This window comes from Adhaeribacter soli (assembly GCF_008727925.1).
Classification (GTDB): Bacteria; Bacteroidota; Bacteroidia; order Cytophagales; family Hymenobacteraceae; genus Adhaeribacter_A; species Adhaeribacter_A soli.
This window is the reverse complement of the sequence record NZ_VTWT01000008.1, coordinates 50064-65443: the sequence shown is the minus strand read 5'-3', so window position 1 is coordinate 65443 and position 15380 is coordinate 50064. Positions and strand designations below refer to the sequence as shown.

The following is a 15380-nucleotide window of genomic DNA, read 5'->3' as shown; positions in this document are numbered from 1 at the left end:
CTTAGTTAATTGTTATGCGAAATTTGTCTCTGAGCATTTCCTTTATTTGAGTTGTCTGGTTGGTACCTTCATAAGTAGTAATTAACTTATCTGGGAAGTGTTTTTCATACCATTTTTGTTTAGTTTCCCAATGATTCTTATAATTTGGTAGATCAAGCCTTCCAACATGTTCCCAATAATATTCTTCACCTTTCCATAGAATAGTAAAATCTGGTAAATACATTGAGCCATCTTTTGCAAATTTTGGCACTTCATATTTAAAAGGTATTTTATTAAGATGAAGGATATTTGCAATGTTCATCTCTGATTTAGAGCGCACAAAGTACTCAGCAAGGGTTGAAACAACCTTTTGATCTTCATACCAATTCCCATTAAGTGTAAAGAGTGAATCAGGTATAGGATTAAAGTAAAAAATTGATGAGTTAATTCTGCGAGTGTTAGACTTTTCAGACTTGGATAGTTCTATAAATGTAGAAACATCATCTTGGGCAAAAATAGTAAGGTGAGTTTGCGCTCGTGTTATTGCGGTATAAAGTAGCTCCATTGATAAAAGAGAGCTTTTTTTCTTCGGAAGAACCAAATATGTTCTATTGAATTCACTGCCTTGTGCCTTATGTACTGATATTACATAGCCAAGCTCCAAATTTTCATCAACAGGTTCATAAAACATAGGTTTATTATCATAGCCTTCTAAGTAGCCATAATTAACCGAATAATCATCTCTACGCTCAAATTTTACATGAAACTTCTGAAGCCTAAATTCACTCCAACTAGTTTTACTTTTATCAAAAGGATGTGGGTAAACGAAACCTAGCTCTCCATTATAGATATCTATCTTAACATTCTTGCCTTCTTTCCAGCTGTAAGCTGATATCTTATTTGATTGAGGACGATTTCTGATTTGTAGAACCTTATCATAAAGAGCAATACCATCTAATACGGTTTTATTGGCTTGATATCCGTTAAATAATTGTTGAAAAAAAGAGTTCAGATAATCAGTACCATAAAATTCACCCCGAAATGGAGATAATATCTGTAAGTAACTTGGATCTGGGAATTTGCCGGCTTTACGGATAGCTCTTCCCCATACTTCGTAAGCTTTACCTTCTTCGGCCTTCGTCCCTGTTTCTTGTTCTAAATCAGTAATTATAACAGACTTAAGCATCAATTCTAAATCTGTCATTTCTTTCCAATAGTGTACAGTAAGGTCTTTATCAATTACACCGCCTTGTTGAACTTTTTTTAGTATAGTTTCTTGATGAGCTTTATTAAATGACTCACCTGCCTGCTTTTCCTGAATGTATATATCAGCCAACTCCAGAATCCCATTACCACTTTTGTTAACTAGATTTTCCAGTTGTCTAACATTAATAGTTAACTTTCCAAGGTTATCAGGGCATTCCCTATTCATCCAAGCTATGATGTCATTAAAAACCTTCCCTCGCCCAATGGGAGGCAACTGATTTGGGTCACCCACTAAGATTAAGCGCTGTATGCTATTCCAATTGATGCTTTTGAACAATGTAGCAAATAGAGAAAGATCTATCATAGAACACTCATCTATAATAAGTGTTGAGATTGTATCTACTTCTTTTCCATATCGTTTAAAAGTAAAATTATCATTAAGCCAACCATTTCCAGCTAGAAAAGAATGAATCGTAGATGATTTCTTCACTGTCTTTTCAGACATTCTTACTGAGGCCTTTCCTGTAGGAGCTAGTAAAATTATACCTGTGCCTATCCCATGTGCCTTTTCTATGCTCCGAATAATTGACTTGAGAATCGTAGTTTTTCCTGTCCCAGCAGCACCTGAAATAATGCAAACTGGTTTTGTAAATACTTTTACACAAACTTTAGCTTGCCCTTTTAGGGCTTTATCATACTCCTTAGGAGCCTTCTCGTTCAAAGAGCTATTAGGGTCTTTGAGTAAATGATAAAAATGATCTTCATCTATTGTGACCCTGAGCTGAATATCTTCAGTATTAATATTCTTTATGGTAGAAAAAATTAGCTTCTCATCCTCCCTTACAGAGTTCAAATACAAATAATTTTCTCCACCTTCATGTTTTCTAATAGTAATTGCCTGTTCAATGAATTCGGCATCTACATCAAAATACCTAGGAGTAAACTGGTGGTTTTTCCACTCAGGCAAATAGCTTAACCGTTGATTAAGGTTGAATAAAACATTGGTTTGCGAAACAAAGGAATGAATATTCTCACGCTTCAAAACCTCTACACATAAAGCTCTAAAACGCTCTGCAGAATTCTTGGTAAAAATTGGTTCTAAACCTAACTCCGGATTAGGAAGGATTCCATGATCGATAGAATGAAATGAAATGATATCATCATCATTATCCCCTACATATTGCTCGCAAAGTAAATAGGGGTTCTGAGAAATATCAGTGAGTGAACAATACAAACTATTGCTTTCTCTTGCAGGTTGCAGTATATTCTTTATTTGATTTACAGATAGAGCAAACCGAGGAATAAACTGTAAAAGCAATTCTTGTTCATCAGCCTCTCTTAGTTTCCAGTTACGTTTAACTTCAGCTAATTTTTGAGAAGAAACACGTAGCCCCTCTATAGTTTTTATATTTCCAATTAGTAACTCATTTAGCTGCTTATACGCTTCCTTGTCTAATTGATTTCGAGTCTGTTCTTTGTAAAATTCAATAGCTTCTTCAAACCCTACTATCGAAAGCATTTGTGGCAATCCAGGATACGCACCTCGTTTCTTCCACAAATCAGAAAAAAGGGAAAGCAGCCATTTTCTGCGTTCAACCCAATTCTGAGAATCATCACCCAATTCGATTAAGAATGATGCTATTTCAATCATCCTTTCTACTAATGCTAAAGCGTCATCATCAGGAACCTCACGAGTAGCATATTTAAAATTCCTTTTATTATCAGGCACAAGTAGAATTCGTTCAAGCACTTCTGGACGATCCATATACTTGTGATACGGTATCACAAAACCCTCATCAGGGTAGTTTGAAGAAACCGGCATTTGCCAGACAAAACCTCCTGCATATTTCTTTTTAATCTCTTCACTTACGCCATCATAATAATGAATCTTACCAACTTTCTTCAGACGAGAAACTCCTACTATCACGTAATTTTGCTGCTCATCTTCGCTAAAAGGATTACTATAGTTGGCATAATAAAATAATAGTGACTTGCCTTCTGTTTGTCTAAGGCGGTCAAAGTAGTCATTGGCATTTTTAAGCCTTTGGTTATAATCATACTTTTGACCTTTGCCTGGCTCACGGTTTACATCATCACTATACATACCTTCATAGTTCCAAATGCAGACCGTAGATTCAGGTATGTCAATTAGAGCTGGTCTAGCTTCTTTGTTAAACCAAGTTGGAGGATTGATTGCTGCCTTTGTCTTATTTCCCCCAAATGCATTTATGCTAAATCCACAAACTGGTATGCCTTCTGCAGTTAGGCATGGCTTAGCTTTCAAACTAGGATTATTCTTTTTTGCTAATTCAATGGCTCCTTTAATGTAATCGCCAGGATAAGATTGTTGCCCAATGCAGTAAGTATTCTCCTCTGGATTGCTGCAAACCTTTCCATTCCATCCATTGCTATGCCAAGCTAAGCGTATAGTTATGTGCATAAGTTAATTCGATTTACATTTTTCAAAAATATCCCAAGTACTTATATCAGGGGTTGAATATATAAAATCTTTTGTTATTCCATCTGTTTCCAAACGTTTCCTAATATATGGCGATAGCTTTTTGTTGATGTTAAAGCAGTAGCAAAAACTATAATCGTTAGATTCTTCTGCAGTTTTCTCCTCATTAAATTGTTCATCCGCTACCATCTCCAGTGGTTTAACAGGATGAGCATTCCAGGTAAACACTCCAACTTGGTTTATTATGTTCTTGTTATTATTAAGAGAAAAAAGAACACCTGTATTCTTATCTTTATCGCTAAAATAGCTTAAGGGAAAGTTAATAAGATGTTCAATTTGTGTCATATGAGAGATTAGCCCTGATCCATTAATTCTGCTTCGATCAAAAACCTTTCTACCAGCAAAATGTCTTTGCATTGCTTCTCTCTTCTTTTCATTTCCTTTAGAAAAGTGATCTATCAAGCGCTGTAATTCTGCTGCTTCTAGTGAATCTAAGCTCTCTGATATGATATTTCTTAAACTACTGCTCTCAAAATATTTCTCTTCAATATAGTAAACACTACAATAATCCTCTATTTCAACTACGCCTGCTCCTGGTTGTAAACCATCAAGTGCGAAATATAAAGCATTCTGAAAACGATATGTCCAATCAAGCAAGGGGGTGGGGCATCCATGATGTTGTAAATATGCCAACACAGCTATAGAGTTGGTAGAATCGATATGGTTAGCCTGAAGCAGCTCTTGAATTTTCAAGCCGTATTCTTCTTTACCTAGCTTAACCATTCGTTCTAAAAGTGATTGATAGCTACCATTTTTGTGGAGCTTCTCTATTATCCAATCCCGCTGCAGCCTACTGTATAGCCGCCATTTAGCTTCTCTTTGCCCTCTAAATAATATATCTTCAGCAGCCCTATATTCCTCATAAATCTTATCAAAATGCTCTTGAGTATCAATATTTACCTGAGCGAAACTGTTTGACTTTTGAAGCGTTGATTTGTATTCTGATATATATTCAGGATCATAAAAAGGTGGCATTAAATGATCTCCTAAAATAGCAAGCATAAAGGCATTTACCCTTGTGCTTACTGTATCTGGGTCCACCTTGCCATCGGATCCAGCCTTTACTTTTAAGAGATCTTCTAGCAGCCCAATAGAACGGATTTTCTCAACGCCACCGTTCTTTAAATATTCATTTGTGAGCTTAACCTTCAAATCAAGATCGGAGATTTCTCTCTTAGACATAAGCTACCTCAACCTGCTCGTGTAACTTCCTAATCAACTCCATCGATAGTCTTACCTTACCAGTTAAGAGATTTTGCATCATTGCTTTTTTGAGTTTTTGGAGCTTTTTGATTTTTTGTTTCTTTAAAAGGATCTTTTCATCGACATTACTAATAGGTTTAGTAATTTCTCTTTGTTCTTCAATAGAAGTAGGCAAGTAAATCCAAAGTTTTTTCTGATTAGTTATGCCTATATAGTTGCGTGTGGATTGTTTAGCGTAGGCCTCTAAAATTTGTTGAAAAGAATAAAGTTGAAAGAAGCAATGTAGATACTCGGGAAGAATTAAATCAGGATTCACCCTATAATATGTTACCTGCGGAGTCAACATTATATATGGATCTGCTTCTTGAACAATACATGTATATCCAATAGAAGCCTTGTGAGACAAAAGAACATCCCCATTCTTAGCAAAACCTATCCTCAATTTGTCGGCTCTTTGTTTAGTAATCTTCTTTGAATTTATTAGATCAACAAAGCCTTCCGAAATATCGCTTGCCATTACAAATGGGATCCCTTCTTCTACAAATTCGGCAGACACTGGATGTGACTCTCCATGATTACCATCTTGTACTTGAACTATATAACCTTCCTTAATTAGATCCTTTATTTGACAATACAACCATTCCTTTGCAGCAAATCCATATTTTGTAATCTTTAAATCATTTTCATTACGCCAAGTACCGTCTGGTTTTAGCTTACCGGTTAAGAGGTTTTGCATCAGAACCTTTTTAAGCTTTTCTGCTGCTTTAATGGTAGTTTCCGTAGCAACAATAGCTTTATCTATTTTAAGTAGAATGCTAAGTATCGCTGTTTGTTCTGGGATAGATGGTATTGGGATTTCTATGCGCTTGAGTTCAGTTTTCGACACACTATATACTTTTATACCAGTCGCTGATCTAAGAATATTAAGTCTCACTTTTTCATGACTTAATAAATATCCAGGGAATCCAATGATAAAATCCCCATTCTTTTGCCTCAGATGTAATGTATGGAGACCTGATATCAAACATCTCTCTCTGGTATTTATTACTTCTACTGCTTTTCCAACGCCCTCATAATCTTCAGAAGCATCAGAAATAATTAAATCACCATCTAGAATCTTAGTATATTTTTCTGCAAGTTTAAACTCTATAAAAGGCAATTGATCTCTATCTAAATCAATAAAACGATCAAATTTGGTATGTATATCTCCATAATGTACATATCCGCATCCATCAATGTCGTTTAGCTTTTCTCTTGAGAATGAAGAAGTTGGAAAGAAATCAAAACTTTCTCCAATACTTGTAATATCCCAATCTGTTGGTACTTGTCCAAGCTTCTTATGATAGTATGAAGAATTGATCACTGTCTTGCTATTTTCCATTAGGCCAAAGTTTTAAGTAAATCAGCAAGTATAGAATCTGCCTTAGTTTCAGAACTAGTTATTTGATTAAACTCTTCTATTATCACTTTTAGGTCGAGTTCTTCCTCTGGCTCAAAGGTCTCCACATAGCGGGGAATATTTAGATTAAACTCATTCTCCTCAAGCTCATTCATATCAACCACTGCAAAATATCGTTTTTGCAATTCAAGATCTTGTAGCATATTTAAAATTTCCTGCTCCACATCATCAATTGCATTTCGTTCTTTTTCAGCTAGATTGTGAGCTGTCTGTATTTTATCTGCTTTCTCTCTGATCATTTTATCAAAAATAGTCTGAGCAGATTCTACAGCTTTAAGTTGAGATTGCGTGGGCTTTTTATCTTCTTGTTTCTTCTTAAAAATTGCTTCTTTGGCAGTGCTTAGTTTAGTCTCAAGCATTTCTAAATCTTCATTGTATTCTTGATCTAGGGCAGCCAGCTTAAAATCAAGCTCTTCCTGAATAACTCCTCGCAATCTTCCTTTCTGGTCAGTAATCCAAACTTTAGCAATTTCTAAATCACCCCAGCTTTCAAGGATGGTAGAGATGCGTAGTACATCATGCGGCAAGAGGATATTCATATTGGCTTCTTCCTTATACCAACCTTGCTTGGCGGCATATACCATGAGCACTTTTTCTTTGCGTTCCTCTGTTTTATTTTTGTTCAGGAAAAGAATGGATCCTGGAATTGTAGTGCCATAAAAGAGGTTACCTGGCAATTCCACAATCGCATCCACAATATTGTGAGCCTCCGTCAATTCACCATCGTCCTCCACCTTCCCTTTTAAAAAACCTCGTCTGATCAAATATTCATCATCGGCTTTGCGTCTTTGTCCATCTTCTTCTTCCGTTTTCTCAGGTTGCCCCCTAAAGAGTATGCCCTGCGGACATACAATGCCTGCTTTACCATTAGGCTTCATTGAAGCTACAATATGTTGCAAGAATGCAAAGTCACCATTTGAGAATGGCGGATTGCCATATTCAAACCGTTCGTATGGATCAGAGAAACCTTCTTTAGGGTACGCCAATTGTGGGGAACCATCCTTCTTATTGACTACTTTTCCCTTTTTATCCTTCTTCGGCTCACCATTTTTCCACCAGTTTTCCTGGGAGAATGGGAAATTGGCCATGACGTTATCAAACTGCTCTATTTCCAATTCATTATCAGGTTTGGTAAATTTAGGATCCTTTAAAGTATCGCCTTTCTTTATGGATGCATCCAACCCATGTAGGATCATGTTGATATTGCAAATCGCCCAAGTGTTCCAAACATCCTCCTGCCCATATAGCCGGATATTCTTTTGAGAACCTGTTGTTTTCTTGATGTACTTGGCAGCATTAATCAAGAAACCACCCGAACCGCAAGTTGGATCATAGACGGTATGCCCCTTCTGAGGTTTGAGGTATCGCACAATAATGTCTACTACTTCTTGTGGAGTATAAAACTGCCCTGCAGTTGTACCACCTTTATTTTCGTCAGCAAACCTTTTAATAAGGTACTCATAAGCGTCACCTAATATATCAACTGATGCATTTTTATTGCTGAGGTCAACTGCATCCAAGTAATTTACGAGCAATGACAGCACTTCAGGGTGTAGTTTTTTCCCACCAGAGCCATCCGGAGAAGGTTCATTCCAACGCACTGTATTAATTACTCCTTTCAGATCAGGATTGTGATCAGCAATCGAATTTACCGCTCTGTTTAGCACATCGTTCTTCTTATCCATTGAGGCTTCTCTCACATCCTTCCAATGGCACTTTGCTGGAATCTTAAAATCATGTGCATCTAACAAAATCTTATCAATTTGTTTTTGATTCAATTTTCCGAAGGTTTCTTCAGCCTCCTTCAGCACCTTTGTAGACTCCCAATCGTAATTGTCTGATAAGCGCTTAAAAAATAACAGAGAAAGAATGTAAGCTTTATAGTCTTCAACCTTATCCCTAAGTATATCGGCCATGCCGAACAGGGTATTACCCAATGCTTGTTTGGTGATCATTTACTGAAATATGTTTTACTGGTAATCTCTGAACTTAATGTAAAAATATCTATTCTGCCAAAGCTTGGTTTTAACTTGGACAGTGCTGCTTTGAAATGTGAAAAAGTAATAAGTTAAACTTGTTGTCAAAATCAACGATAAACAGCTTTCCGAGTAGCGAATATACCATTTAAAATAGAGAAGTAAAGGGTAGTCTCTTTTAATCGGAGTGCCTACCCTTTCTCAATTTAAATCATGAATTATATAATAAGTTATATTAATTTAAGAACCAACTACTTGCTCCCCCATCTAATGCACATTGTACCTGAGAAGCAAAATCAAGAGCATTAACAGATCTATCTAAGAATTGATCAATGTAGGTGGATTTATTAGCTCCAGTAAACAGGTTATAGAGTTTCCAAAGGCTGATACCGCCATCTTCTTCCCTGCAAAAACTATTATTTTTATAATAGTCTTTACAAACCAAACTGAGTTGTGAATCACCATATAAAAGAGCTGGTATTTCCTTCTTGTTTGCAGACGGCAAGTATTGATACATTCTACACCTTCCAATAAGCTGAGCAAACTGTTGTTCAGAAAGAGAATATTCAGTTAAGGCTTGCATCTGCTGTAAGTGCCTATGCTGGTTATAAGCACCCAATAAATGGTATGCTTCATTTTTTAACTGCTCCAGGCTTGACACTCTTAAATCATTTAAGTACCCATCAGTACTTACACACATATTAGTGCAAACTTTATTCTGAAACCCTATAAATAATTTAAAGTGTTCAATCCCCCCCTTTTTGGTGTAAAGGTTATCCAGGTTGTAGGCTTTTACCCCTCCAATTGTAAGGGCTAACTGGTTACCATCTATGACATCCAATACAGATGGAATCTCAATTACAAACATCATTCTCTCATAATATAAGGTCCTCTCCCATTCCTGGAGTTGGTTAGCAGGTTTATCCTTGGCATCTGGGATTCTACCTTTAATAGGATGTGATACTCTGATTTGTGGCTGCAATATCTGCTCTCCTTTAAAAAGATCAGTAACTGCTTCAAAGGTAGTCTGGATAAAATCAGCTTGGCTTATCAAGGGTTCGTTGTCTTTGACATACACTGGGATAATATGATCCTTTTGAATCTCCTGATAGCTTACAACAGTAGTATTTGCCTCAATAAAAGCGGAAGAGGTAGCTTGTTCAACTACCTCCTCATTTTCGACTATTCTCATTATTGGTTGTGGCTCAGGCTCACCAGAGCCCAACATAAATATTTGCTTTTCCATTTTTCTTAAAGTTGTTTTAAAATGATTTCATGAATCGTGTGGTTAGGATAGTAACCGATCTTTGTAAAAGAATAGAATCTTTAACTAACAGTCTCAAAGACTTTTATTGCTTTTACCTAGGTCTTTATCTCTTGGTAATTCTTTGCTATCTTTCTCATGCGACAAAGGCATTACAGGTTTAATCATTGTACTTTTTTCTAATTCATAGAAGTACTCCTGGTTCTCAAAGCACCTGCACTCTTCTCTAGGGTAACCACAGCCAGTACATATTTCATTACTTTTCATAATTAGAGTTTCTTATTTATAGTTGTATAATAATTTATGACATAGCTGAAATGGGATAGCATACAATTAGTACACTATCCCTAATTCACCTTGCTGCAGCTAGTGAACCAGCTACATTACTTTCAGTGGTTTGATTTTAAGGAGTAACCATCTCAAAGAACCTAGCGAAGAAATACAGCATAACTCCTAACCTTTTTTAAGCCCCTTTATTACCAGAGAAGTCGGAGGCTTGTAGTAAAAGAACCTGTGTGGGTACAGCTTACCTTTCACCTGGAACAGCAGCGTATTATAATCCCATTCTTTTACAAGGTCCACTACTACCTTTTCCCCCTTGTTCCAGCTTATGGTATCCTGAGCAGTAATAACTTCAAAAGGACAGTTAACCCTGATGAGCTTATACTTGGTCAGGAACAGGCAGCTATTCTCATCATCCATACAGTTATAGGCTCTTTTTAAAAAGAATAAAGGGTAGACCGAAGCCTACCCATTAAAGAAAAAGACCGCTTAAGCAGCAACTTTTACTTGAAATACTTCCTGTTCTACAGTCTTTGGATTAGGGTTATAGTAATATGAATAATCGAGCTTTATAACTTCGCCAGTTTCCTTCACTGTGTAGTCATATGGCTCGCACTGCATCTTCTCAATAGCACCAGGAAGTGTCTTGCCAATAAGCCCTTCGCAAACGACTTCATTAAAGGTGCAGGAGATGCTGCAGGTTCTCGCAGTTGCGTAAAACTTACCAGTAGTTTTGGAAGGAATAAATTCTAGATCCCCTTGTAGAATTAATACATTGAAGGCTTTACCTTCTGTAGTGTTTTTGGTCTTAAATCCGGTTACAGTTACCATAGTTTTAAATGTTTAAAATTGAACATAAAGACATAGGGAGGTACCAACCTCTCCGGATTAAGGCGGGGGAGTCTTACGGGGCTTCCTGAGATTTAGAGTCGCTCAAAAAACATAAAAAAAATGATAGGGTGCGGCTAGCAGATTAAAGCTATATATATTGATATGTTAGCTCTTTCTAGAAAATAATTACCGGATATAAAAGCAGGGGTTGTTAGTAATCACTGGTAGTTAGATACCCATTATTTATTACCAAATTAAAATACTACTTAAAAATTAAAGTTTAAGCCTAATTAGTTAGTATCAAGTATCAAAAGGTTCAAAACCCTAGTAAAATAAATATGTGACACTTTGATACCACTTTAATCAACAACGAAGCCTCTAATGAGTAAAGAAAAAGCCTACCATAGTGGCAGGCTTAACTTCCAAATTAATTTTAATGCTAGATTTCGAAATGAATAGCTAAGCACTTTATAAAAACCGCATTTTAGTTGTTGGCTAATTATCTACTGGACCATCAGCATTATCCATGTCTGAGTATTCAGAGCTATCTATTGCCTGATCCCAAAAGTAATTTCTATCTTCACCTTTTTTAATATATTTCGCTTCTGCCAGGGCACCAATACGCCTCTTAGCTGTTGCTTCGGATACTTCCATTTTCTCCATAATCAATTCCGTTAACTCAGTATAAGATAAACCCTGATTAGAATCTAGACCATCTTTCACAATTGTTATGCAATTTTCAAATTCCCTTTCTGCTCTTGACATTTCAGCTTCTTGAGCCGTTATGAGGTTACTAGCTTCAACTGTTTCAGAAGTACGAGAAAAAATGAAAGTTTCCTCATCGAAAGTAAGAACTAAAGCTTTCTCTTTAAATTCTCTCGGACAATAATTCCCTTTAGTAACAGCAAGATATTTCTTATTGGCTTCACCAGGAGAAATTTGCCATGCTAATCTTACTTTCTGAGTTAATCCACTTCCTCCTTGGATACCCTGTTGTGTTGGATTTTTACCATAGGCAGCTTTATTTATGTGATGTACAAATAAAATCAGGCATTTATGCTTCTTAGCGAGTGCATCAAAACTGTTTACAGTTTGTCTCATCTGGGTATTACTATTCATATCACTACCACCAAAGACATCACTAAAGCTATCAACTACAACTAGATCAGCAGGCTCAGCTTCTAGCGCAGTATCGAGAGTTTGTAATATTGCTCGTTGATCTAAAACTTCAGGAAAAATAAATCTTAAATTCTCATTTGGCACCAAGCCTAACCCGCTATGCTGCCTGATTTGAAGCTCTTTACAACTTATCGGATCATCCTCAGTAGCTAAATAAATTGCTTTGCTATGAGTAAGTTTTAAGGGAAAACCTAAAAAGGCATTTACTCCGTGAGATATAATAATTGCCAATTGTCTGGCGAACTGGCTTTTGCCTGTATCAGGCTGACCAGCTACTAAAGCGGTACCAATAATTGGAAGGAAAGGCTCCAATAGAAACCTTTCATTAGTTGTGCCTTCTATGTTGGCTAACTGCCTAGCTGTGATTACTGTGGGAATTGCCGCTGGCTCTGCATTTGGTGATTCTGCTGAACCTTGTTTATTCTCCAGATTTTGTTCCTCTGTAACTAACATATTCATATCTTTATTTCTTTTACAATGATTTAATTATTAATCGGTTAAATATCATATCTGAAATAGAGATGGATTATGGAGGCTTAAATGATTGGTTATAATGTTTTAGAAGCATTACATCAATATCAGACTGCCGGTAGTATATCTTATGACCGATCTGGCTGAAAGCAATGATTCCTGAATCTCTCCAGTTCTGAAGAGTACGTTTACTAACTTTAAGTTCCTTTAAAGCCTGCTCATTATCTAACCAGGTTTCTGACGCAGAAACTGGTAATGCTTTTATTGCCTTCTCAATAGAATCAAGCTTTTTGAAAAACTGATCTGCTGAATCCGCAGTTATAAAAAATGCTCCCATATAACGTTGTATCGTTTAATGGGAGCAAAATTATAGCCTTTTAAGCCCCTAGAAGGGTTGTAAAATTGGGGTTAAATGTCAGTAGTAAATTAACATGTGTTCTTCAGCATCTTGTCTAACCTTCTTTTTGACTGAAGCTAGAACATCTTCAATAGCTTCTACATTCACCAACTTCTTTTTCTTATTTAATTTCTGAAGAACTGACGGATTATTCTTACTTGCTTGTAAATGTCTTAAACCCTTTTCGTAGATGGTATTATGAGATACACCTGTAAGTAAACTCACATACCTTTTAAGCTCAGTGTCATTCGGATTTGTAATTACTCCTACTTTACGGAGATATGCAAAGAGTATTGCAAGCTGTTCAGCATTTAGTACTGAAGGCTTGTTTTTCGTGTATGCATACTGATCAATTAAATCTCCTTGGGCATTGACATTAATAAATGCGAATAGCTCTTCTTCCGTTGAAATATTCAATAGTGCATTTCCCATTTGGAAGATAGCGTTCTCCCCTATAGCCATATCACTGGCTAGTTCCTCTATCACGAGCCCATAAAAGGAATTGAATAATTGGTACCTGTCTTCTAAGACATCGATAAAGCTTACCAGAAAGGGAATGAGAATGTCACTTACAAATCTCGCATCATTTAAGAAGACTTCAAGCTCCTCTGCAGCAGCTAAATTTGAATCATGTTGAGGTTCCTTCCCATCTGAATTATGATTATATGTTTCCCAAAAGGAAAAAACATTTGTATACGCTTCAACCCCAATATCCCTAATAATAAGTTCATTCTCTCTGCATTCTTTTAAAAAGAGCTTACTTTGTATAATGAGCCATTTTAAGTTAGTATCAGCGACATACAGAAGAGGCAGTGTTGTATGAAATGGTGGAATGCCAGCCTTTTGTTGAATACTATTAATGAAATCATCTAAATACCTGGTGTAATATGTAGCTTCTTCAGATACATACTTGTCATTATCCGGGCTATCATTACTATTTTTATAAAGAAGAAAAGCTGCCTTGAAATTACTAACAAAAGCAACCTTATCTTTAAATATTAACATCAACTTCCTATAGGTGTGAAAAAAGTCTTCCATATAATCTTAATCAAATATTTCCATTGCTTTATCTAACTCTGAAGATACAATTTTTGCATAAATCTGAGTGGTTTTAATCGACGTATGTCCCATAAGCTTTGAAACATATTCTATTCGCATACCCTTTCTCAAGGCTCTTGTTGCCCAAGTATGCCTGCTAGAGTGAAAGCTTAAGTTACCAATAACTCCGATTTCTTTACCAATTGCTCGAATATCTTTATTAGTATAGGCTGTTGCGGAAGAAATTGCCTGGTATAAGACTTTAGGATCATTATAGTCTTTACCTGCTTTCAGAATAGGAAATACAAAATCTTCCGGATTTTGCTTACCCTTCCCTTCTTTCTGATATAGTTCTAGAATAGCTTTTGCTTTAGAAGGCAATTTTACAGATACTGTACTACCAGTTTTTTGGGTATCTATAATAATGCGTTCCCCGTCAAAGTGTTTCCACTGTAAGGTCAAGATGTCTGAAATACGCAGCCCACCTGTATAAGCAGCAAACACATACATATTCCGGTGATGGAATTTTCTTGTACCAGGCTTTAAAGGAAGATCTTCCAACTGTTTCAGCAATTCTTCAGTGAGATAGATTTTCGCAGTCTTTTCCAGCTTCAGCTTGAACTTCAGGAATGGATTCTTTTCATAAGGGAGCAAATCTTCTCGTATAGCTTCATTAATGATTCTTCGGATAACCCTAAGATTTAAATGAATAGTATTTGTACTATTCTTTATAGTATCTTTTAGATGCCGTTCATATGCTTTAAGAAAACTAACTGTAAGTTGATCAAATAGAAGATCTTTATTTTCCAGGTAATCTTTCAGTTTAGAAATTATGGACTTTGCTTTGATACCTGTTGCAACCTGACCATTCTTCTCCAGAGCTTTGATGTAAGCATCTGCATATCTAAGAAAACTCTCTGAGGCTTTTCCTAAAACTGCCTCCTTGATCTTTCGGGTGGAGATGCCTTTTTCCTGTGTTTCCATAGTAAGAGCAACTCCTTCAGCCTCCGCTATCTTAGAAGCAATGAAATTGTTTAGGCGCTGAGAGTTCGGATGAGATTTCTTTACTTTCCTTTCTTCAGCATTCCAGTGTTTCGGGTTTATCCGGAATCCTAATGAAATATACTTTGGTTTCCGGTCTTTTATCAACCGTATATATAAAGGAGCTTCACCTGAAGCATTCGCTTTATCTTCTTTTAAGATGATCTTTACAGTTGCCATATTCTATAGCATTAATGATTACAAAATTAGGTTCTTAGTCAGGGACAGTTCTTCACTGGTTTGCCTTCTAGTGCTTTGGATTGCCTTTGAAGAAGTCAATGAGAGGTTCAATAGGAAATAATAGAGGTTGCCAGCCTAGCAGCTAAAGAATATTGATAGAAGTCACAACCGTGGAAACCCCTTTATAGGGAGAAGAAATAAAGGCTCACAACTAGCTTTTGAAATGGATTCTATTGCAGAGAATTGATAGAACAGGTAAAACATTTGGTAAAACATTTACTGCTTTTACCTGCATTGCCTTACCATTTCCTGCTATCTTTGCAGAGTAAAAAGCCTGAATTCAGTGTATTTAGGGG

At 36.4% G+C, this 15380-nt stretch carries 12 protein-coding genes; all 12 read right to left on the bottom strand.

What is annotated here, in order from left to right; translation table 11 throughout:
* Position 1: 1 nt before the first annotated feature.
* The 12 genes from F0P94_RS14730 to F0P94_RS14675 all read right to left on the bottom strand — a co-directional run bounded on the left by F0P94_RS14730 (position 2) and on the right by F0P94_RS14675 (position 15024).
* Positions 2-3625 (bottom strand): ATP-dependent DNA helicase, encoded by a 3624-nt coding sequence (locus F0P94_RS14730; RefSeq protein ID WP_150904670.1) that lies wholly within the window; start codon positions 3623-3625, stop codon positions 2-4.
* 3 nt (positions 3626-3628) lie between these two features.
* Positions 3629-4885 carry an FRG domain-containing protein gene (locus tag F0P94_RS14725; RefSeq protein ID WP_150904669.1) on the bottom strand — a complete coding sequence of 419 codons (1257 nt, stop codon included), beginning with the start codon at positions 4883-4885 and terminating at the stop codon, positions 3629-3631.
* The gene (locus F0P94_RS14720) at positions 4878-6287 is read right to left on the bottom strand and encodes a restriction endonuclease subunit S (RefSeq protein ID WP_150904668.1); all 1410 of its coding nucleotides are present in this window, start codon (positions 6285-6287) and stop codon (positions 4878-4880) included. The genes F0P94_RS14725 and F0P94_RS14720 overlap by 8 nt, the downstream gene beginning before the upstream one ends.
* A complete protein-coding gene (locus tag F0P94_RS14715; RefSeq protein ID WP_150904667.1) occupies positions 6287-8320 on the bottom strand; it encodes a type I restriction-modification system subunit M in 2034 nt (677 codons plus the stop codon). The genes F0P94_RS14720 and F0P94_RS14715 overlap by 1 nt, the downstream gene beginning before the upstream one ends.
* Positions 8321-8576: 256 nt before the next feature.
* The gene (locus F0P94_RS14710) at positions 8577-9587 is read right to left on the bottom strand and encodes a DUF3871 family protein (protein ID WP_225307236.1); all 1011 of its coding nucleotides are present in this window, start codon (positions 9585-9587) and stop codon (positions 8577-8579) included.
* A 93-nt stretch (positions 9588-9680) separates the two neighbouring features.
* On the bottom strand, positions 9681-9872 hold the full coding sequence (locus F0P94_RS14705; protein ID WP_150904666.1) for a hypothetical protein: 192 nt from the start codon (positions 9870-9872) through the stop codon (positions 9681-9683).
* 186 nt (positions 9873-10058) lie between these two features.
* Positions 10059-10307, bottom strand: a complete 249-nt coding sequence (locus F0P94_RS14700; RefSeq protein ID WP_150904665.1) for a hypothetical protein — start codon at positions 10305-10307, stop codon at positions 10059-10061.
* A 69-nt stretch (positions 10308-10376) separates the two neighbouring features.
* The gene (locus F0P94_RS14695; protein ID WP_150904664.1) at positions 10377-10718 is read right to left on the bottom strand and encodes a hypothetical protein; all 342 of its coding nucleotides are present in this window, start codon (positions 10716-10718) and stop codon (positions 10377-10379) included.
* A gap of 495 nt (positions 10719-11213) precedes the next feature.
* Complete coding sequence (locus F0P94_RS14690; RefSeq protein WP_150904663.1) at positions 11214-12356, bottom strand: AAA family ATPase; 1143 nt, start codon at positions 12354-12356, stop codon at positions 11214-11216.
* A 67-nt stretch (positions 12357-12423) separates the two neighbouring features.
* Positions 12424-12705 (bottom strand): helix-turn-helix domain-containing protein, encoded by a 282-nt coding sequence (locus tag F0P94_RS14685; protein ID WP_150904662.1) that lies wholly within the window; start codon positions 12703-12705, stop codon positions 12424-12426.
* Positions 12706-12783: 78 nt separating this feature from the next.
* Positions 12784-13803 carry a hypothetical protein gene (locus F0P94_RS14680; RefSeq protein WP_150904661.1) on the bottom strand — a complete coding sequence of 340 codons (1020 nt, stop codon included), beginning with the start codon at positions 13801-13803 and terminating at the stop codon, positions 12784-12786.
* Between the two features lie 6 nt (positions 13804-13809).
* Positions 13810-15024, bottom strand: a complete 1215-nt coding sequence (locus F0P94_RS14675; RefSeq protein WP_150904660.1) for a site-specific integrase — start codon at positions 15022-15024, stop codon at positions 13810-13812.
* Between the last annotated feature and the right edge of the window lie 356 nt (positions 15025-15380).